The following is a 20,155-nucleotide window of genomic DNA, read 5'->3' on the forward strand; positions in this document are numbered from 1 at the left end:
GGCGGGAAAGCGCCACGGCATGACGATTGCTCCCTTTCAGCCCACGTACAACTCACACAGGGAGCCACGTCATGCCGACGATCCTGAAACCCGCCCGCCGCCTCAATGCCTCGCTGAGCGCTGTCGTGCTCGCCCTTGCGGCGGCAGGCGCATGGTCCGTGACGAACAGCGCCGTCGCGCAAACCAACGACGATCCGTCCGCCGCGCCGGCGACGCACGCGGACCAGAAGGCCGCGAAGAAGCAGTCGAAGGCCGACAAGAAGGCGGCCGTCGCGCAGGCCAAGGCCGACAAGGAAAAGACCGACGCGCAAGCCGACGCCGACAAGGAAAAGGCCAACGCGCGCGTGAAGGACGCGAAGGATCAGTAAGCGGATGATGAGGCGGCGCGTACCGCTATCGATCGATTCGCCGATTAATCGGGATGGCTAATCAATCGGCGAATCGACTGCACGGCGCCGCCGCGCTCACCACGTCGCGCAGATCTTGCCGAAGTGCGCGCCGGCCTCCTGATGCCGGAAGGCCTCGGCGAGTTCGTCGAGACCGAACGTGCGATCGATCGCCGGGCGCACGCCCGCGCGATCGAGTGCGGCCACGTACTCCTGCTGCTGCCGCCGGCTGCCGACGATCAGCCCTTGCAGCCGCGCCTGTTTCGCCATCAGCGTGGACGTGGGCACCGTGCCCTCGCGGCCGGTGAGCACGCCGATCAGCGCGATATGGCCGCCCACGCACACCGCGTCGATCGATTGCGCGAGCGTGCCCGGGCCGCCCACCTCGATCACGTGATCGACGCCTCGGCCGCCCGTGAGATTGCGCACGAGCGTGCCCCAGTTCGCATGCTGCCGGTAATTGACGACGTGATCGGCGCCCAGCGTTTTCGCGCGCGCGAGCTTCTCGTCCGACGACGAGGTGACGATGACCGTCGCGCCCATCATCCGCCCGATCTGCAACGCGGCGATCGACACGCCGCCGGTGCCGAGCGTGAGCACCGTGTCGCCGGCCTTGAGGCCACCGTCCGCGACCAGCGCGCGCCAGGCGGTCAAACCGGCCGTGGTGAGGGTGGCGGCTTCGGCGTGGGTCCAGCCGCGCGGGGCGTGCGTGAACGCGCTCGCGGGGCGCACCGCGTAGTGGGTGGCGAAACCCTCGGCGCCGTCGCCGGGCGTTTGCGCGAAGTTGCCAACCGCCTGCCACGGCAAACCGTCGGGCCATTGCGGGAAGAAGCAAGAAACGACGTGATCGCCCGCCTTGAAGTCGCTCACGCCCGCGCCGACCGCTTCCACCACGCCCGCGCCGTCCGACATCAGCACGCGGCCGTCGGCGGTGGGAATCGCGCCGTTGGCGACCAGCAGATCGTGGAAATTCAGCGAGGTCGCGTGCAGCGCCACGCGAATCTCACCGGGGCCGGGCGCGCCGGGATCGTCGATCTCGCGCAACTCGATGCGATCGAGCCCGCCCGGCGCGCGCACCACGGCGGCCTTCATGGCCGCGCTCCCGGCAGTGAGCGGGTTGCATCGGCAACTGTCTGCACGTTCATGTTCGCTTTCCTCGTTCGATACGGATTGGACCGGATTCGGCTCGCGCCTCGCTGACATCACTTTCGCCGCATAATGACGGCGTCGCCATCAGTTAGGCTGATATCAGCATGCTAGACCTGAATCTCTTGCGGGCGCTCGACGCCTTGCTCGACGAACGCAACGTCACGCGCGCCGCGCAACGCCTGTCGCTCACGCAACCGGCGGTGAGCGCGATGCTCACGCGTCTGCGTGAGAGTTTCGACGATCCGCTGTTCGTGCGCACGCAACGTGGCATTGTGCCGACCGAACGCGCGCTGCAACTGGCCGTGCCGCTCAAGCAGGTGCTCAGCGACATCGAACAGATGATGCAACCGCAGGCCTTCGTGCCCGAGACGGCGGAACTGACCTTCACGATTGCCTCGACGGATTACGCGCTGCGTGCGCTCGTCGTGCCGTTTCTCGCGCGGCTGCGCGAAACGGCGCCCGGCATTCGCGCCGTGGTCGTGCCGGTGCAGCACGAGCGCCTGAGCGCGCAACTCGAGAGCGGCAACGTGGACATCGCGCTCATCACGCCCGAGACCACGCCGGCCGACCTGCACGCGCGCCATCTCTTCGAGGAGCGCTACGTGTGCGTGATGCGCACCGATCATCCGGCGGCGGCGCAGCCGCTCACGCTCGAACGCTTTTGCACGCTCGATCACGCGCTCGTGTCGTACACGGGCGGCAGCCTGCGCGGCGTCACCGACGAAGCGCTCGCGCGCATTGGGCGCTCGCGGCGCGTGACGGTGTCGGTGAACAGCTTTCTGGTGCTACCCGAGATCCTCTCGACCAGCGACCTGATCGCGGTGGTGCCGTCGCGGCTCGCGCACGGGTTGCAGGGGCTCAAGATCGTGGAGCCGCCGCTGGCCATCCCGGGCTTTACGAAGACGATGGTGTGGCACGAGCGCACGCATCGCGCGCCGGCGCACCGGTGGGTGCGCGAGGTGATGGGGGAGACGGGGGCGGGGATGTGAGGGCGACGATGTGACAGGCGTTGCCGGCCGGGACCGTCAGGCGTCGAACGGATTGAGCGAGCGAACACCCGTGCCCGCGAAATCGCCTACGTCGCGCGTGACCACGACGAGATCGTGAATCCAGGCCGTCGCCTCGAGCGTCATGCCATCAACGATGGCAGCAGCGAGAAACGCCAAAAACAGAGGTCAAGAACGGGCGTACGCGACGCTGGCAACGCGAGTGCTTCAGCAAGCCCCACCACGCCCCATGCACCCCACCGCCGCCGGTTGCGCATGCGCCACCATCACGCCGATCGCCCCGCACCACTGCACGCTGCTCGTCACGCAGGCTTCGGGCGCCACGTGGGTATTGTCCAGACCGCGCTGCACGTTCTGCGCATTGAATTCATGGCGCTGGCGCGCGGCCAGCGCGGGGCGTAGCGTGGCGTCGAGCCACCATGCGAACGCGACGATGCAACCCGCCGCCACCGCGAGCAGGATCAAATGCGGCACGCGCAGGCGCATGGCCGCCAGCACGCGCGGTTTGACCGGCGCGGTCCGCGCGCCCTGCACTTTGTCCACGAGCGCCGACACCTGCGCCGGCATCGCTTCGAGGCGTTCGGCAACGCCTCGCTCCACGTGCTCGATGGCCGCGACGGCCGGTGTTTCGATGAGTTCGGTTGCCACTGTCTGTTCGTCTTGCTGTTGTTGCTCTTGTGATTGCACGCACGCCCGGCTGGCGGCTCCGGTCGTACGGGTTAACGGCAAGTCGCCGCATTACGACAGGGCGGCGGCGAGATTATTTTCGGCTATCGGCGTAACGGCTGTGCGCTAGCGCACGAAATAAAGCAAAAAGCATCGTCCCAACCCTTCGACAAAAACGCCCTGCCCGTCCGGGCAAACCGGACGAACAGGGCGACGCGCTAAACCCCCGTCATCGGCGGCTAGTGCCGCTCTTTGGGTGTACTGCCATTGTCCGGCGAACTCCCGCCGGTGCGCCGCTGATAGTCGTCGCCACCGCGCCGGTCGGTGTCCTGCAAGCCGCGTTCGAGATCGCGCTGCGCCTGCCGGCCGACCGAACGCGTGTCGTGCGACTCGTTGCGCCCCACCGGCTCGCTGCCCTCATGCTGGGGACGCTTCGTATGCGGCTCGACGTTGCCCGGTTTCATCGTGCGCCTCCTTCCGCCGCGCGCAGCGGCTGGACCGTGCGCGTCGGGTCGAAATCGGCCCAATGGCCTTGCTGCCAGCGGCCGTCGGCGCGCTCGATCTCCATCCCGCCCGCCGCGCCCAGCACCTGCGCCGCCGTCTGCTGCGTGCCCGGGCTCACATGCACGGCCACCAGCACGCCCGACTCGCGCGCCTTGGGCGTGCCGTCGGGTTCATGGCCGAGGTCGCTGTGATCGACCTCGCGCTCCGCCGTCTTGCCGCCGCCGCGCGTCTGCCACAGCGCGCCGCCCAGCGTACCGACGTAGGCGCCCACGCCCGCCGCCACCGCCAATACCAGCAATGACCGGAACAGCACGTACGACAACAGCACGCCGACGATCAGACCGACCACGGCACCCGCCGCCGCCCCCGTTGCCGCGCCCAGCGACGACTTGCGCGCGCCCGGGTCGGCGAATTCGTCACCGCCCACCGGAAAACGCGCATGCTGGCCGCCCGGATTCACATAGAACGAGGCGACATCTTCGTGAACGAAACCATTGGCCTGCAACTTCTCGACCGCCACCTCCGCATCGTGCAGCGTCGTGAAGCGACTCGCTACGATCAGTGACATGACTCCCTCCTTTGGCCCTCGACGTCCGGGCGCTCGCTGCGTCACGCGATTGTTGTGCTGCCATCCATGACGCCATTCCCGCATGCGCCGTGCCGTCTCGTGCGATGCGTACAACCGTTTCGTGCCGACGATGGTTGCGCCGACGATGGCAAACCGGCTCGCCTGCAATAAAGCGCATCGCGTGTGCCTGTTTGACGATCCCGACGATTACGTGCGGCTTCGCATGCCTGCGGTATGCGCGATGCGCTGAAGCCTTGTCCGACTCAATGAGGAACGCTCATGAAAACCTTCGACTTCGATCAACGCGTCGAGGAAATCCAGCTTGCCATGGTGGATGTTTTCGACTCGCCTAAACGGCCCGCCATCAGCCTCGTCGACGAGGGCGAGACCGTCTTCCTGCAAATCTCGTGGGTCGTGGAGTCGCATCGCGATACCACGCTCGACGCCCGCTGCGCCGCCACGCTGCGCTTCACGCGCGCGCAACTCGACCGCTACGCGGCGCTCGACACCGCACGCCGCGTCGAGGTTCAACAGCGCCTGCGGCAGCGCGTACGCGAACGATTCGAGGCCGAACGTCCGCCCGCGCATGACGGCGAGTGCGCATTCGAACTCGCGATCTCCGACACCGAATTCGACACGCGCCCCGCTTTCCAGTAACGCCATCCTTCCGCGCCGTGGTCAGCGTGCAACGCGCTGGCCCGCCCGCTCGGGTTTCGCGCAATCGGCAATCAAACTCCTACGAAAATGATCGATTCGCGCATTGATGCGCCTGACTGAGTCCGCCACCGTCCCTTCCCCCAAGTGCGAATTACCCGTCGACAGGCCGGACAGCGCGCCGCGCAGCGGCTGTTCGAGCCTTTTAAATGATCGATTCAATCATAATTCGGGGTTTTCCCTCGGTTGAAACGCGCGTTTCGCTCAAATAAGATGACGCAAACGGTCATTCCAGCCGCATCGGCATGGCCGCAGCACCGCAATACTGATCGAATCAGTCAAATAAAAACCTGCCGGAGACACCACAGATGATGAGAAGGTCCACCGCATTGCTTGGCTTGTTGGGCGTCGCGATCGGCGCGCATGCGCAGAGCAATGTCACCCTCTACGGTTTGATCGACACTTCGCTCGTGTACACGAACAACCAGAAAGGCGCCGACAACTACCAGATGTCGAGCGGCGTCGAATCCGGCAGCCGCTGGGGCCTGAAGGGCGCGGAAGATCTCGGCGGCGGCTACGCGGCCATCTTCCAGCTCGAAAACGGCTTCAGCAGCACGGCGGGCACGCTCGGCCAGAACGGCCGCATGTTCGGCCGCGCCGCGTGGGTGGGCGCCGCCACGCCGTACGGCACGGTCACGCTGGGCCGCCAGAACGAACCGTCGGCGGACTTTCTCGGGCCGCTCGCGGCGTCGAACCAGTGGGCGGGCGGCATCGGCGCGCATCCCGGCGACACCGACAACCTCTACGTCAACTCGCGTATCAGCAACAGCGTGAAGTTCCTGAGCCAGAGCTATCACGGCTTCCGCGCGGGTGCGTTGTTCAGCTTCGGCGGCACGGCGGGCGACTTCAACAACAACCGCATCTGGAGCGTCGCGGCCGGTTACAACCAAGGGCCGCTCGCGGTGGGCGTGTCGTATATCGACACTTCGCGCCCGAACACGGCGCTGTGGGACGGCACGGCGGGCTCGGCCGCGATCTCGCCGAACAACTCGCCGATCTTCTCCGGCTACACCTCGGCGCGCACGCAGCGCGTGGCGTCGGTGGCGGGCAACTACACGTTCGGCCGGGCGAAGTTCGGTCTCGCGTATTCGAATTCGCGCTTCGAGGATCTCGGCTCGGGCGCCGCGGCGGCGCCGCTCGCCGCGTACCGCAACGCCACGGCCGTGTTCGACAACGCCGAAGTCAACTTCAACTATCAGTTCACGCCGTCCGTGCTGCTCGGCGTGGCGTACGACTACACCAACAGCCACGGCGCGGGCGACGCGCACTATAACCAGTTCAACCTCGGCGGCGACTATCTGTTCTCGAAGCGCACCGACGTCTATCTCACGGCCGCCTACCAGCACGCGAGCGGCACGGATTCGACCGGCAAGGCCGCCGTGGCGGCGCTCTGGCCGATCACGGCGTCGAGCAATTCGCACCAGATCGTCGCGGCAGTGGGGCTGCGTCACAAGTTCTGAGCCGGTGAACGCAGACTGAAACCCGGCGGCGTTCGAGGCGAGCGCCGCCCCCTCCGTCGCACGGCGCGACAATGCACGCAGTGTGCCAAAGAACCGCCGCGCGACGGCGAAGTGGAGATACGAGCATGACAGTGAATTTCCGGGGCATCGTCCCTGCCCTCATCACCCCGATGACCGCCGACGAGGAAGTCGACGAAGCGGGCCTGCGCACCCTCGTCGAGCGCCTCATCGAAAAGGGCGTGCATGCGCTGTTCGTGCTCGGCACCAACGGCGAGTTCATCGCGCTCTCGGAAGCGGAAAAGCTGCGCATCGCGCGCATTGCCGTCGACCAGGCGCGTTCGCGCGTGCCCGTGATCGCGGGCACCGGCGCCTACGCCACGCGCGACGTGATCGCCCTCAACGCGAAGATGCAGGACGCGGGCGTGGACGCGCTCTCGGTCATCACGCCGTATTTCAACGGCGCGACGCAAGCGGAACTCTTCACGCATTACGAACGCATCGCGCGCGCAACGCCGCTGCCCGTGATGCTGTACACGATTCCCGCCAAGGCCGGCATTACCTTGACCGTCGATACGGTGCGCCGTCTCGCCGAGATTCCGAACATTCGCGGCATTAAAGACAGCGGCGGCGACTTCGACCGCCTGCTCCAGCTCATCAACCTGCGCCGCGACGACTTCGCCGTGTTCACCGGCACCGACTCGATGATCCTGTGGACGCTCATCGCGGGCGGCGACGGCGCCGTGGCCGCCACGACGAACGCCGTGCCCGACGTCGTCATGTCGATCTGGAATCACTTCCAGGCTGGCGAGATCGAAGCCGCGCGCCGCGCGCAGGAATCGCTGCGCGCACTGCGCGACGCGTTCGCGCTCGGCACCATGCCGGTCGTGCTCAAGACCGCCGCCGCCATGCTCGGCATGCCGGCCGGCCCGGCGCGCGCACCCGCTCAGGCGCTCGACGCCGCCACGCGCGAGAAGCTCGCCAAGGCGCTGGCGATCTATCCGCGCGTCGCCTGACCTTGTTATCGAAGCCCTGACGAACACCGCCACATCGCCGAAACCGAGACTCACGCCATGAACCCCGTTTATCACTTCCAGACCGTCAAGCACGTCGTGCACGGCGCCCACAGCCTCGCGCAGTTGCCCGAAAAACTCGCGCTGCTCGACACGCCCGTGCGCCGCGTCGCGTTCATCACGCAGCCCGTGATGGAGGAGACAGGCGTGGCCGCGCGCGTGGTCGCGGCGCTCGAAGCGAAAGACATCGAAGTGCTGATCGTGCGCGACGTGCAACCCGAGCCGACCATCGAAAACGTGGAGACGGTGTTTCGCGGCCAGATCGAACCGTTCAAGCCCGACGCGGTGCTCTCGATCGGCGGCGGCAGCGTGCTCGACGCCGCCAAGCTGTTCGCCGTGCGCCTCACCAACGACCAGCCGCTGCGCGAATGGCTCGGCATCGACCTCATCAAGGCGCCGGGCGTGCCGCTCATTCTCGTGCCGACCACGGCGGGCACCGGCTCCGAAGTCACGCCCAACGCCATCGTCACGCTGCCCGACGAGGAACTGAAAGTGGGTATCGTGAGCCGCCACCTGCTGCCGCAGCTCGTGATTCTCGACGCCACGCTCACGCTCGATCTGCCCAGGCCCATCACCGCGGCCACCGGCATGGACGCGTTCATTCACGCGCTCGAGTCGTATATCTCGACCAAGGCCAACCCCATCAGCGACATGTTCGCGATGGAGTCGATGCGCCTGATCGGCGCGAACCTCGTGGAAGCCTACGAGAACGGCCATTCGCTCAAGGCGCGCGAAGCCATGATGCTCGGCTCGATGTACGGCGGCCTCGCGCTCACGGCGGCGGGCACGGCGGCCGTGCACGCGCTCGCGTACCCGCTTGGCGGCATGTTCAACATCACGCACGGCGTGGCCAATTCGATGCTGCTGCCGCACGTGATGGCGTTCAATCTCGACGCTATCGTCGGCCGCCTCGCCACCGTCGCGCACGCGCTGAACATCGCGCAACACGACGACAGCGAACAGGCCGCCGCCGACAAGTTCCTCGCCCGCCTGCGCGAGTGGACGGCGGCGCTCGCGATCCCGCAGGATCTGCGCGAATTCGGCGTTTCGGAAACGCATCTCGACGCGCTCTCGGTCGCCGCCGCGAAGGTCAAGCGCCTGCTCGGCAACAACCCGAAGGCGTTGAGCCTCGACGACATCAAGTCGATTTACGCGCGCCTGCTGCCATGAACACGCCGCGTCTGCTGATTCTCGGCGACGACCTCTCCGGCACCGCCGACTGCGCCGTGAAATGCACGCATCGCGGGCTGACGAGCGTGGTGTGCCTCGACGCTGCGCACGCGCTCGCGAGTGCCGCCGTCGCCACCGAAGCCGCCAGCGCCGACGTGCTCGCCATCGACACGGACACGCGCCGCGCGACGCACGCCGCGGCGGCCACGGCGAACGCGAACGCGTGGCGCGCGCACGCGGCCGACCGGCGTCTCTACAAGAAGATCGACTCGACGCTACGCGGCAACGTGGCCGCCGAAGTGGCCGCGCTCGCGGCGCACGCGGGCATGGCGATCGTCGCGCCCGCGCTGCCCGAAGCGGGCCGCACCGTGGTGAACGGCCATCTGCTCGTGCACGGCACGCCGGTGGAAGCCACCGAAGTGTGGCGCAACGAAGGCATCGCGGGCAGCGGCGACGTGCCCGCCATGCTCGCCGACGCCGGTCTGAACGTCGCGCATGTCGATACGCACGCCGTGCGCGAAGGCGTGAGCGCATTGCGCGCGCGGCTCGACGCGTATCGCACGCAAGGCGTGAACGCCGTGATTTGCGACAGCGCCACCGACGACGATCTGCGCATCGTCGCGCAAGCGTCGGCCGCGCTCGACGGCGTGTTCTGGGTGGGCTCGGCGGGTCTCGCGCAAACGCTGATCGGCGCGCTTTGCGGCGATGAAACCCGCACGGAGCAAGCGGTTGCGTCCGCAACGATCATGCCTGCGCGTCAATCGAATCACGCGCGCCACGCGAACCATCCGCGCGGCGTGCTCGTCGTGGTCGGCAGCATGTCGAGCGTCTCGCACGCGCAGATCGAGGCGTTGCGCGGCGAAGCCGCCGCGGCTTTCGAATACTTCAGTGTTGATGTCGCCGCGCTGCTCGATCCCGTGAGCCCCGCTTCACTCACGCTCGGCACGCGCGTGGCGAATGCGCTGATGCGCGGCCGTCACGTGGTGGTGGCGATGAACCAGGCGGAGCGCGCAAGCGCCGCTATCGGCGATCAACTCGCGCGCCAGCTCGCGGAGCGCCTCGCGCCCGCCGCCGCGCACGCGGGCGCGCTCGTCGCCACGGGCGGCGAAACGGCGCGCGCGCTGCTCGCGGCCATGGGCGTGCAGTCACTGCGCGTGCTCGAAGAACTCGAACCCGGCGTGCCGCTGATGGCCGCCACCGGAACGGCGCGCGTCTTGCCCGTCGTCACCAAGGCGGGCGGCTTCGGCGCGCCCGATACGCTTTATCGCGCGTGGCGGCGGCTCGCCCACGCGCAACCCGACTCCCCCCGATCCACCGAATCCAGCGCAACCCGCGCATTGAGCAACGAGGAAGCCATGACTTATCGTCCCGTAATCGGCATCACGATGGGCGATGCCGCCGGCGTGGGCCCGGAAATCATCATGAAGAGCCTCGCGCACCAGTCGGTGTACGACGGCTGCCGCCCGCTCGTGATCGGCGACGCGAAGCGTCTCGTCGACGCGGCGCAGCGCACCGGCGTCTCGCTCGAAGTGCGGTCGATCGCCACGCCCGCCGACGCGCGTTTCCAGCCCGGCGTGGTCGACTGCATCGACCTCGACCTGATTCCCGCAGCGCTGCCCTACGGCCAGCTCTCGCCCGTGGCCGGCGACGCCGCCTACCAGTACATCGCGCGCACCGTCGAACTCACCTCGGCCGGCGAACTCGACGCGATCTGCACCGCGCCGCTCAACAAGGAAGCGCTGCACGCGGGCGGCCACATCTTCCCCGGCCACACGGAAATGCTCGCGCACCTCACCGGCATTCCCGAAGTGTCGATGATGCTCGTCGCGCCCAAGCTGCGCGTGATCCACGTGACCACCCATATCGGTTTGCTCGACGCCATCCGCAAGATCGAACCGGGCCTCGTGCAGCGCACGATCGAACGCGCGCACGACACGCTGGTGCGCGCGGGGATCGAGAACCCGCGTATCGGCGTGTGCGGGATCAATCCGCATGCGGGCGAAAACGGCCTGTTCGGTTACGGCGAGGAAGAGGAAAAGATCATGCCGGCCGTGGCCGTGCTGCGCGAACGCGGCTGGAACGTGGAAGGCCCGCTGCCCGCCGACACGCTGTTCTTCCGCGCCGGCCGCGGCGACTTCGACGTGGTCGTGGCGATGTATCACGACCAGGGCCACGGCCCCGTGAAGGTGATGGGTCTCGAAGCGGGCGTGAACGTCACGGTTGGTTTGCCCGTGATCCGCACCTCGGTCGACCACGGCACCGCGTTCGATATCGCGGGCACCGGCATCGCCGACGAACGCAGCATGCTCGAAGCGCTCAAGCAGGCACAAGACCTCGCTACGCGCCGCGCCGTCCACGCCGCCTGACGCATCGCGCGACGCCCGCGCGCGCCGCGTGCACAGCGTGCCCGGTGCGCCGGGCGGGCAATCGCAGGCGGATTCGCGTGCGTTCGTTGAGTACACAACAATCGGAGACACAAGATGAATCACTTCACCGCGTGGGACACCACCGTCATCATTGCGATGGTGGTCGTGTACATCGTCGTCACGGCCTGGATCAGCATCCGGCTGCGCAGCAAGACCACCGAGCAGTTCATGGTCGCGGGCCGCTCCACGCCCGCCGTCGTGATCGCCATTCTGCTGATGTCGGAATACATCGGCGCGAAGTCCACCATCGGCACCTCGCAGGAAGCGTTCAATGTCGGCATCGCGGCGTCGTGGTCGGTGATTTCGGCCTCCATCGGCTTCCTGTTCTTCGGCCTCTTCATGGCGAAACGCCTGTATCGCTCGGGCGAATTCACCATCTCGGGCTTCATCGCGCAGAAGTACGGCAAGGCGGCGAAACTCGTGGTCTCGGCGATCATGATCTACGCGCTCTTCATCGTGAACGTGGGCAACTACGTGAGCGGCGCGGCGGCCATTTCCACCGTGATGCGCGTGAATCTGCCCACCGCGGCGTTCATCACCGCGATCGTTTCCACGATCTACTTCGCGTGGGGCGGCCTGAAAAGCGTGGCGTACGTAACGATCCTGCATAGCGCGGTGAAGCTCATCGGCATCGGCATTCTCGTGTGGGTCGCGTTGTCGATGACAGGCGGCATCGCCCCGATGATGCACGCCATGCCCGAAAAATACTTCACCTGGAACGGCGCGCTGAGCGGCGGCACGATTGGCGCATGGATCATCGGCACGGCGGGCGCGATCTTCTCCACGCAGTTCATCATTCAGGCTATCTCGGGCGCGAAGTCGGCGGAAGACGCGCGCAACTCCACGCTGATCGCGGGCGCGCTGTGCATTCCCATCGCGCTGGCGCTCGGCTTTCTCGGCGTCGCGGCCAAGTTCCTGTTCCCGAACATCAAGAGCCTCTACGCGCTGCCGATCTTCCTGCAGCACATGAACCCGCTGCTCTCGGGCGTGGTCACGGTCTCGCTGGTGGCGTCGATCTTCGTGAGCGTGAGCACGGTGGCGCTCGCCATCGCCTCGCTGATCGTGAAGGACTTCTACGTGCCGCGTTATCGCCCGACGCCGGAGCGCGAACTGCGCGCCACGCGCATGATCTCGTTCGTCGTGGGCTTCCTGCCGCTGATCTTCGTGCTGTTCGTGCCGCAGATTCTCGCGCTCTCGTTCTTCACGCGCGCGCTGCGTCTTTCGGTGACAGTGGTCGCGCTCATCGGCATCTATCTGCCCTTCTTCAACAGCAACCGCGGCGCGATCTGGGCGCTCGTGGTCGCCACGCTCGCCACCACGGTCTGGTACGTGCTCGGCAATCCGCTCGGTATCGACAACATGTACGTGGCGCTCGTCAGCCCCGCGATCGTGATGGTCATCGACAAGCTGCTCACGCCTTCGGCGAACAACAATGCCCGGCGCGTCGCGCATACGGACTCGTAAGCGCGCGGTATTGCGCCCCGCATTGCGCCCTCGCCCAGCAATCAAGGAATTCATCATGACGACTGTTTCCACCCTGCCCGACGCCGCGTTTACGATGCCCGGCCGCCTGCACGCGGCCGCCGGCGACGCCGCGCGCACCGACGCCTATCTGCCCGCCGCGACCGTGCAATGCCACGCGGCCAACCTGCTCGCGCTCGCCAACGGCGACGTGCTGTGCGCGTGGTTCGGCGGCACCCAGGAAGGCGTGCCCGACATCTCGATCTATTGCTCGCGCCTCGAAAAAGGCAGCGAAACGTGGAGCGAACCCGTGCGCCTCTCCGAGGACGCCACGCGCTCCGAGCAGAACCCCGTGCTGTTCGCCGCGCCCAACGGCGACCTCTGGCTCATCTACACGGCGCAGCTTTCCGGCCACCAGAACACCTCCATCGTGCGCCGGCGCATTTCGAAGGACCAGGGGCGCACGTGGGGCGCCATCGACACGCTGTTCGACAAACCGGGCACCTTCGTGCGTCAGCCCATCGTGGTGGCGCGCGACGGCGCGTGGCTGTGCCCCGTGTTCCTGTGCCGCGTGCAGCCGGGCGAGCGCTGGTCGGGCAACGACGACGTGAGCGTGGTGATGCGCTCGACCGACGGCGGCGCGAGCTGGCGCGAACACGCCGTGCCCGGCAGCGTGGGCTGCGTGCACATGAACATCCAGACGCTCGCTGACGGCACGCTGCTCGCGCTCTACCGCAGCCGCTGGGCCGACCATATCCACGCGAGCCGTTCGCGCGACGGCATCGCGTGGAGCGCGCCCGAAGCGCTGGCGTTGCCGAACAACAATTCGTCGATCCAGTTCGTCGCGCTCGCGAACGGCCATCTCGGCCTCGTGTTCAACGCGAGCAGCGCGGCGCAAAGCAAGGAACGCCGCGCCTCGCTCTACGACGACATCGAAGACGCCGAAGACAGCGGCGAACTCGTCACGCAGGCGGCCTCGGCGCACGGCACCGCGTTCTGGGGCGCGCCGCGCGCACCGATGACGCTCGCCATTTCGAGCGACGGCGGCCGCACATGGCCCGTGCTGCGCAACCTCGAAACCGGCGATGGCTACTGCATGACGAATAACTCCACGGACAAGCTCAACCGCGAGTTCTCGTATCCGTCGATCGCGCAGTCGCCCGACGGCCGCCTGCATATCGCTTACACGTACTTCCGCCAGCGCATCAAGTACGTGAGCGTGACGGAGGACTGGGCCAGCGCGGCGACGCAGGACGCCGGCGCGGCGCACGCAAGCGTGTAAGCGCGTGAGACGCCGACGAGATCCCGCGCCATGGGCAAAGTGCAGCGGAACCGGCAGCGGAAAGTGGATAAACTACGTGCGCGCCGGATTGTCCACGCCGTTTGCCTCGCTGCGGGGCGACGTCCCGAACCCAACCTCGAATCGTCCATGAAAGTAGCCCGCCGCCGTGAAGCCATGCTCCAGGCCGTTCTCTCCGGCATGACCGAAGTGTCCGAGTTGTGCGAACACTTCGGCATGTCGGAGGCCACCGTGCGCCGCGATCTGCGCGCGCTCGCGGACGAGCGGCTGATCTTGCGCACCTACGGCGGCGCCGCTTCCGTGAGCACGCATGCGCCCGAGGAATCGCTCGAGCAGCGGCGCCAGAGCTTCCAGGCCGAGAAGGACGCGATCGGCCACGCGGCGGCCGCGCACGTCCAGGCGGGCGACACGATCTTTCTCGACAGCGGCACGACCACGGCCGCGCTCGCGCGGGCGCTCGCCAGCGCGGGCCGCCACGACGTGCGCGTGGTCACCAACAACCTGCTCGTCGTGCAGGCGCTCGCCGCGAGCAACGTGCCGCTCACGCTGATCGGCGGCGAGGTGCGCGAGTCGAGCATGAGCACGCTCGGTCCCATCGCCCAGTTGGCGCTCACGCGCGTGACCGTCGATAAGGCCTTTCTCGGCGCCGACGGCGTCGTGCCCGGCCGCGGCCTCTGCGAAGCGACCGCCGACCAGGCTTACCTCAAGGAATGTTTGATGCGCCAGGCCGCGAGCCTCTATGTGCTCGTGACCGCCGACAAACTCAACCGCGACAGCCAGCAGCATTGGGCGCCCATCGACAAACCGTGGACGCTCATCACCGACGCGAACGCCTCGCACGCCGGCTTGCAGCCGTTCCGCGATCTCGCGGGCGTGACGATCGAAGCGATCGCGGTGGCGGCGAGCGGAGCGGGCATGGCGCTATCGCACTGAAATCGCTCTTATGAACCACGCAAGCCAGCAACGTTTTGTCGTCACGGGCGCCAGCTCGGGCATTGGTTACGCGATCGCGCGGCATTTGCTCGACGCGGGCCACGCTGTGATCGGCGTGAGCCGTAGCGCGCCCGATTTGCATGACGCACGCTTCACGCACGAAGCCGCCGATCTCGGCGATACGGCGTCCATCGTGCCCCTGGCGGCGCGCCTCGGCGCAGTGGACGGCCTCGTGCACGCGGCGGGCTTCATGCAAACCGCGCGCCTTGGCGAACTCGACGCGGCGAGCGGCGAGGCCATGTGGCGTTTGCACGTGGCCGCGGCTGCGGCGCTGGCCGACTCGCTCGTGCCCGTCATGCGCGCGGGCGGGCGCATCGTGCTGATCGGCAGCCGCGTGTCGGGCGGCGCGGCGGGGCGCAGCCAGTACGCCGGTGTGAAAGCCGCCATGGTGGGCATGGCACGCTCGTGGGCGATGGAACTCGCGCCGCGCGGCATCACCGTGAACGTGGTCTCGCCCGCCGCCACGGAAACACCCATGCTCAAGGACCCGCAGCGCACCTCGAGCGCGCCCGTGCTGCCGCCTATCGGCCGGTATGTGCGCGCGGAGGAAGTGGCTTCGATGGTGGCGTATCTGCTCGGGCCGCAGGCCGGAGCAATTACCGGGCAGCAGATCATGATTTGCGGCGGGAGTTCGCTTTAAATACGCTGCGCCGCGTTAAACACGTTTGCAAATGAAAATCGCCAGAAACGCAATAACGTTTCTGGCGATTTTTTATTCAGGCTTCAATCGTACGAATGATTTGCACAAAAGTAGCCTGACAAGCGCAATTGCTCGCGGCTCAATGCCGCCGATTTACTGCATATGCTGGCCGCCGTTAATCGGAATATTCGCGCCCGTGACGAAACCGGCGTCCTCCGAACACAGAAACAGTACGAGCGCCGCGACTTCATTCGGGTTGCCGAGACGGCCCATGGGAATCTGCGGCAGGATTTTCGAGTCGAGAATGTCCTGCGGAATCGCCGTCACCATTTTCGTGGCCAGATAACCCGGCGAAATCGTGTTGACCGTCACGCCCTTGCGCGCCACTTCGAGCGCGAGCGACTTCGTGAAGCCGTGCATGCCCGCCTTCGCGGCCGCATAGTTGGTCTGGCCCACCGACCCTTTCGAGCCGTTCACCGAAGAGATATTGATGATACGGCCCCACGCGCGCTCGACCATGCCGTCGCAGAGCGGCTTGGAGATATTGAAGATCGAATCGAGATTCGTGCGCAGCACCGCGTCCCAGTTCACCTTGTCGAGCTTGCGGAACGTCATGTCGCGCGTGATACCGGCGTTGTTCACGAGTATGTCGATGGGGCCGATCTCGCTCTGGATCTTCGTCGCGCCGCGCTGGCACGAGTCGTAGTCGGCCACGTCCATCGCATAGGCGTGAAATTCGCGATCCGTCGCGCGCATGCGCGCGAGCCAGTCCTGCGCGCCCGCGTTATCGGGTGAATGCGTCACGACGACGCGATAGCCCGCGTCGTGCAGCTTCATGCTGATGGCTTCGCCGAGGCCGCCCATGCCGCCCGTCACCAATGCAATTCGATTAGTCATCCTGTCTATCCGCGTGAGTTTTACGTCAATGAAGGGCGCCTTGTTGTTGACGACAAGGCGTGAAATCGCGCGGGTTTTATTCAACTGCTGATATTGCGCGTTGCAACTGCAAGGGATCGCCACGCCGGGGTGGCGCGGCGATCCGGTTTGATTTCTCGTTACCGAAAAAAGCGGCTCTTGCGGCGACTGCCTAGCCGCGCTCGACCGCGAGCGCCACGCCCATGCCGCCGCCGATGCACAGCGACGCCAGGCCCTTCTTCGCGTCGCGCTTCTGCATTTCGTGCAGCAGCGTGACCAGAATCCGGCAGCCCGACGCGCCGATCGGGTGACCGATCGCAATCGCCCCGCCGTTCACGTTGATCTTCGACGTGTCCCAGCCCATCTGCTTGTTCACGGCCAGCGCCTGCGCCGCGAACGCCTCGTTGATCTCCATCAGGTCGAGATCGTTCGGCGTCCAGCCCGCGCGCTCCAGCGCGCGCTTCGACGCCGGCACCGGACCCATGCCCATCATCTTCGGATCGACGCCCGCGTTCGCGTACGCCTTGATGCGCGCCAGCGGCTTCAGACCCAGTTCCTCGGCCTTTTTCGCCGACATCACCACGACCGCCGCCGCGCCGTCGTTGAGCCCCGAGGCGTTCGCCGCCGTCACCGAGCCTTCCTTGTTGAACGCCGGCTTCAGGCCCGCGAGCGATTCGGCCGTCACGCCGTGACGCACGAATTCGTCGGTGTCGAACACGAGCGGGTCGCCCTTGCGCTGCGGAATCTGCACCGGCACGATTTCATCGGCGAAACGGCCCGCCTTCTGCGCGGCTTCCGCCTTGTTCTGCGAGAGCGCGGCGAATGCGTCCTGCTGCTCGCGCGTGATGCCGTATTCCTTCGCGACGTTTTCCGCCGTCTGGCCCATGTGGTACTGGTTGTACACGTCCCACAGACCGTCGACGATCATGGTGTCGACGAGCTTCGCGTCGCCCATGCGGAAGCCGTCGCGCGAGCCCGGCAGCACGTGCGGCGCGGCGCTCATGTTTTCCTGGCCGCCCGCAACGACGATCTCGGCGTCGCCGGCCAGGATCGCGTTGGCCGCGAGCATCACGGCCTTCAGGCCCGAGCCGCAGACCTTGTTGATGGTCATCGCCGGCACCGAGGCGGGCAGCCCCGCCTTGATCGACGCCTGGCGCGCCACGTTCTGGCCCGAACCGGCCGTGAGCACCTGACCCATGATGACTTCGCTGACCTGCTCGGGCTTGACGCCCGCGCGCTCGAGCGCGGCCTTGATGACGATGGCGCCGAGCTCCGGCGCGGGAATCTTCGCCAGCGAGCCGCCGAATTTGCCAACCGCCGTGCGTGCGGCCGAAACGATCACAATGTCAGTCATGCTTAGCTCCTGCTTTGTTGATACGCGTGTGGAAATCGATGCTGCGAATCCGCGAGCGACACCGCGCCGCGCCATCGACCGGTGAGGACGATGGCGGGCGGGCATGCCCGGGTGATATCGATACGTAGCCTGGACTTTGCCGGGATGCGAGGCGAACGGCCGACCTGGCCGGTCTGGCCTGCGCTACCCGGCCCGGGAGCCGATCAAGCCTTCGCGCTTGCCTTGGCTGCCGTGGCTTGCGCGGCTTGGGTCGCTTGTTGCGTCGCGGCTTGAGCCGACGCCGCCGCGTTCTGGAAACCGCTTTGCGCCGTTTCGATGGCTTGACGGGTCGCGCCGCGCATGGTTTCGGCGGCGTTGTTGAACGCGGCGATGCTGGAGTTCATCGCGGCGATGAAGGCGTCGGCACCGAGCGGCGCCTGCTGGCCGTACTGCGCGAAGGGCGCGGTGAACGGGCCAACGAACGGGGCGAAGCCTTCAGACGCGGCCTTGAAACGCTGGCCCTGCTCGCCCGATTGCGTTTGCGCGGCTTCGACCAGCGCTTGCTGCGTGTGCGACGCGATTTCGGCGAGGTGCTGACCGTACGAGACGGCCTTGGCGACGGCGTGCTGCGACGCGCCCACTTGCTGGGTCACGAATTCGGCGGGGTTGCTGCTCTGCAGCGCGCCCTTGAGCGTGGATTCGCTTTCCGCCAGCGCCGCCTTGCTCGTTTGCAGGTTCAGGTCGATAACGGCCTGCCAGCCTTGAAACAGCGGCTGGGCAAATGCGAGAAACGTGGCAATACCGGCCTGGTAATTCGCGCGGAATGATTCGGGTGCGGAAACGGACATCAGCAATGCTCCTTGGTTAGTCTTACTGAATAAAGCGCCAACCCCCGAAGGCATGATGTACGGCTGCGTGCGATTTATGCAGATTGCTTCATCGCCGTCATCAATTTAGAGCAGTCATTCTAAGGCAGAATTTTGACAATTTTGTGCGCCACACAATTAGGGGATTTCCCTTATGACACCGATTCGGGTTTGGTTCTTGCAGTTGTCTGGCAACGTTTAAGGGAAGGATTAATGCTATTTAAATCGCGCGTTATCTGTACAAAATCGATCCATGCATTTTCATGGATTAACGGCTTTGGCGTTGCGCGCTAAATCGTCGCGATCCTTCACCCACGACAAGCGCGCAATTTCGCATATCGGAGTGAATGCGCACCGCGACGATTGTTTCGCCCCACCCAACACCGCCCCCTCAACCCTTCCCCTTCCGCACAGCCCGCACCGGCTTCGCCGCCTCGGTCGCCACGCGCCCCGTGCGTCGCGGCGCGCGCCGCACAGCCGGCGCCCCCACCGCCGCCCGCTCGCGCGCGGCGTCCAGCTCGCGCGCCTGCGCGTCGTGACTGGCGCGCAACGCGTCGAGCCGGCCTTCGAGCATGCCGGCCTGGTGCCGCATATCGCCGAGCTGGGCCTGCAAGCCCTGGATCTCCGCGCGCGCGCTTTCCTCGGCACGCGCGGCGCGCTGCGTGGCGGCATCGGTTTCGCGTTGCAAGCGCAGGTTGGCCGTGCGCTCGCGTTCGATTTCGAGCAACGCGCGCTTTTCGGCGGCCTGCAAGCGCGTTTCCGCGAGTTCGGCGCTAGCGCGCAGCTTGTCGAGTTCCGCGGCGAAATCGGCGCGCGCCTGGGTGAGCGCCGCGTCGCGCTCGCGCTGGCTCTGCTGCGAGCGCGCCAATTCCGCTTCGAGCGCGCTGCGCGTCGCCTCGGCGGCGGCCTGCGCCTGCTCGAGTTCCTGAATGCGCACCTGCGCCGTGAGCAGTGCCGCCGTGCGCTGCTCGAGCGCCTGCTCCGTGTGCGCGAGATCGGCGCGCGTGGCGGCCACGGCGGCTTCGGCGGCCTGCCGCGCGGCTTCGACTTCCTCGCGCAACGCACCGAGCGAATCGCGCGCCGTTGCCGCCGCACGCTGCCAGAGCGCCGCGACGAGTTCGCCCGCCGCGCCCTGCAACTCCACGGGCAGATCGGCGTGCTCGATCCGCACGCGGCTTTTCTCGCGCAACTCGGCCCAGAACTCGCCGAGCACGGCCGTGGGCGTGCTCATGCTGCCGCGGCGCACGTGCTGATAGAGCCGGTTGGCGGTGGGCGTAATGCCGAAGCGGAAGAACATCAGCGCGCAAACTTCGCGGTAGAGTTCGCGGGTCTTCGGGAACTCGGCTTTGAGGCGCTCGATTTCGGCGTTGAGGCGGACTTCGTCGGGAACGGCTTCGGACATGAGGCAGGCGTGCAATTTCGAATGGGCGAACATTACAACGTAAATCGCTCAATTTCTACTATTGCGAACCGCCAACGCCAAATTGAAAGCCCGGTTGCGGCCGGACAAAGCTGTTCTAATCGGCC

General features: G+C 66.6%; 20 protein-coding genes. 12 read left to right on the forward strand and 8 right to left on the reverse strand.

Annotated elements, in window-relative coordinates; all coding sequences use genetic code 11:
• Positions 1-71 precede the first annotated feature (71 nt).
• Positions 72-368, forward strand: coding sequence for a hypothetical protein (locus tag FAZ98_RS24285; RefSeq protein ID WP_158954837.1), 297 nt, complete (start codon positions 72-74; stop codon positions 366-368).
• Positions 369-464: 96 nt separating this feature from the next.
• On the opposite strand, the gene FAZ98_RS24290 is transcribed toward FAZ98_RS24285, so the two are convergent.
• A complete protein-coding gene (locus FAZ98_RS24290; protein ID WP_158954839.1) occupies positions 465-1,478 on the reverse strand; it encodes a zinc-dependent alcohol dehydrogenase family protein in 1,014 nt (337 codons plus the stop codon).
• A gap of 161 nt (positions 1,479-1,639) precedes the next feature.
• Between FAZ98_RS24290 and FAZ98_RS24295 the strand changes: the two genes are divergently transcribed.
• Positions 1,640-2,524, forward strand: a complete 885-nt coding sequence (locus FAZ98_RS24295; protein WP_158954841.1) for a LysR family transcriptional regulator — start codon at positions 1,640-1,642, stop codon at positions 2,522-2,524.
• Between the two features lie 225 nt (positions 2,525-2,749).
• On the opposite strand, the gene FAZ98_RS24305 is transcribed toward FAZ98_RS24295, so the two are convergent.
• The 3 genes from FAZ98_RS24305 to FAZ98_RS24315 all read right to left on the reverse strand — a co-directional run bounded on the left by FAZ98_RS24305 (position 2,750) and on the right by FAZ98_RS24315 (position 4,280).
• A complete protein-coding gene (locus FAZ98_RS24305) occupies positions 2,750-3,190 on the reverse strand; it encodes a hypothetical protein (protein WP_158954843.1) in 441 nt (146 codons plus the stop codon).
• Positions 3,191-3,447: 257 nt separating this feature from the next.
• Complete coding sequence (locus tag FAZ98_RS24310) at positions 3,448-3,672, reverse strand: hypothetical protein (RefSeq protein WP_158954845.1); 225 nt, start codon at positions 3,670-3,672, stop codon at positions 3,448-3,450.
• Positions 3,669-4,280: a hypothetical protein gene (locus FAZ98_RS24315; protein WP_158954847.1), complete on the reverse strand. Its 612-nt coding sequence runs from the start codon at positions 4,278-4,280 to the stop codon at positions 3,669-3,671. The genes FAZ98_RS24310 and FAZ98_RS24315 overlap by 4 nt, the downstream gene beginning before the upstream one ends.
• Before the next feature lie 82 nt (positions 4,281-4,362).
• Here FAZ98_RS24315 and FAZ98_RS24320 point away from each other — a divergent pair, with 82 nt between their 5' ends.
• The 10 genes from FAZ98_RS24320 (at position 4,363) to FAZ98_RS24365 (ending at position 15,514) form a co-directional block, all read left to right on the forward strand.
• Positions 4,363-4,530, forward strand: a complete 168-nt coding sequence (locus tag FAZ98_RS24320) for a hypothetical protein (RefSeq protein WP_158954849.1) — start codon at positions 4,363-4,365, stop codon at positions 4,528-4,530.
• Between the two features lie 29 nt (positions 4,531-4,559).
• Entirely contained in the window at positions 4,560-4,937 is a 378-nt protein-coding gene (locus FAZ98_RS24325; RefSeq protein WP_158954851.1) for a DUF3022 domain-containing protein, read from the forward strand.
• Positions 4,938-5,302: 365 nt separating this feature from the next.
• Entirely contained in the window at positions 5,303-6,454 is a 1,152-nt protein-coding gene (locus FAZ98_RS24330) for a porin (protein ID WP_158954853.1), read from the forward strand.
• A gap of 125 nt (positions 6,455-6,579) precedes the next feature.
• Positions 6,580-7,467 carry a 4-hydroxy-tetrahydrodipicolinate synthase gene (gene dapA, locus FAZ98_RS24335; RefSeq protein WP_158954855.1) on the forward strand — a complete coding sequence of 296 codons (888 nt, stop codon included), beginning with the start codon at positions 6,580-6,582 and terminating at the stop codon, positions 7,465-7,467.
• Positions 7,468-7,524: 57 nt separating this feature from the next.
• Positions 7,525-8,694: an iron-containing alcohol dehydrogenase gene (locus FAZ98_RS24340; RefSeq protein WP_158954857.1), complete on the forward strand. Its 1,170-nt coding sequence runs from the start codon at positions 7,525-7,527 to the stop codon at positions 8,692-8,694.
• Positions 8,691-11,060, forward strand: coding sequence for a 4-hydroxythreonine-4-phosphate dehydrogenase PdxA (gene pdxA / locus FAZ98_RS24345; RefSeq protein ID WP_158954859.1), 2,370 nt, complete (start codon positions 8,691-8,693; stop codon positions 11,058-11,060). Before FAZ98_RS24340 ends, pdxA begins: the two co-directional genes overlap by 4 nt.
• A 114-nt stretch (positions 11,061-11,174) precedes the next feature.
• Entirely contained in the window at positions 11,175-12,584 is a 1,410-nt protein-coding gene (locus FAZ98_RS24350) for a sodium:solute symporter family protein (protein WP_158954861.1), read from the forward strand.
• Positions 12,585-12,639: 55 nt separating this feature from the next.
• The gene (locus tag FAZ98_RS24355) at positions 12,640-13,863 is read left to right on the forward strand and encodes a sialidase family protein (RefSeq protein ID WP_158954863.1); all 1,224 of its coding nucleotides are present in this window, start codon (positions 12,640-12,642) and stop codon (positions 13,861-13,863) included.
• A gap of 147 nt (positions 13,864-14,010) precedes the next feature.
• Complete coding sequence (locus tag FAZ98_RS24360; RefSeq protein WP_158954865.1) at positions 14,011-14,814, forward strand: DeoR/GlpR family DNA-binding transcription regulator; 804 nt, start codon at positions 14,011-14,013, stop codon at positions 14,812-14,814.
• A gap of 10 nt (positions 14,815-14,824) precedes the next feature.
• Positions 14,825-15,514: an SDR family NAD(P)-dependent oxidoreductase gene (locus FAZ98_RS24365; protein WP_158954867.1), complete on the forward strand. Its 690-nt coding sequence runs from the start codon at positions 14,825-14,827 to the stop codon at positions 15,512-15,514.
• A 153-nt stretch (positions 15,515-15,667) separates the two neighbouring features.
• On the opposite strand, the gene phbB is transcribed toward FAZ98_RS24365, so the two are convergent.
• The 4 genes from phbB to FAZ98_RS24385 all read right to left on the reverse strand — a co-directional run bounded on the left by phbB (position 15,668) and on the right by FAZ98_RS24385 (position 20,030).
• The gene (phbB, locus tag FAZ98_RS24370) at positions 15,668-16,411 is read right to left on the reverse strand and encodes an acetoacetyl-CoA reductase (RefSeq protein ID WP_158954869.1); all 744 of its coding nucleotides are present in this window, start codon (positions 16,409-16,411) and stop codon (positions 15,668-15,670) included.
• 190 nt (positions 16,412-16,601) lie between these two features.
• Entirely contained in the window at positions 16,602-17,783 is a 1,182-nt protein-coding gene (locus tag FAZ98_RS24375) for an acetyl-CoA C-acetyltransferase (protein ID WP_158954871.1), read from the reverse strand.
• Positions 17,784-17,986: 203 nt separating this feature from the next.
• The gene (gene phaP / locus FAZ98_RS24380) at positions 17,987-18,610 is read right to left on the reverse strand and encodes a TIGR01841 family phasin (RefSeq protein ID WP_158954873.1); all 624 of its coding nucleotides are present in this window, start codon (positions 18,608-18,610) and stop codon (positions 17,987-17,989) included.
• A 409-nt stretch (positions 18,611-19,019) separates the two neighbouring features.
• Positions 19,020-20,030 (reverse strand): DNA-binding protein, encoded by a 1,011-nt coding sequence (locus tag FAZ98_RS24385; protein WP_158954875.1) that lies wholly within the window; start codon positions 20,028-20,030, stop codon positions 19,020-19,022.
• Positions 20,031-20,155 lie beyond the last annotated feature (125 nt).

This window comes from Paraburkholderia acidisoli (assembly GCF_009789675.1).
Lineage (GTDB): Bacteria > Pseudomonadota > Gammaproteobacteria > Burkholderiales > Burkholderiaceae > Paraburkholderia > Paraburkholderia acidisoli.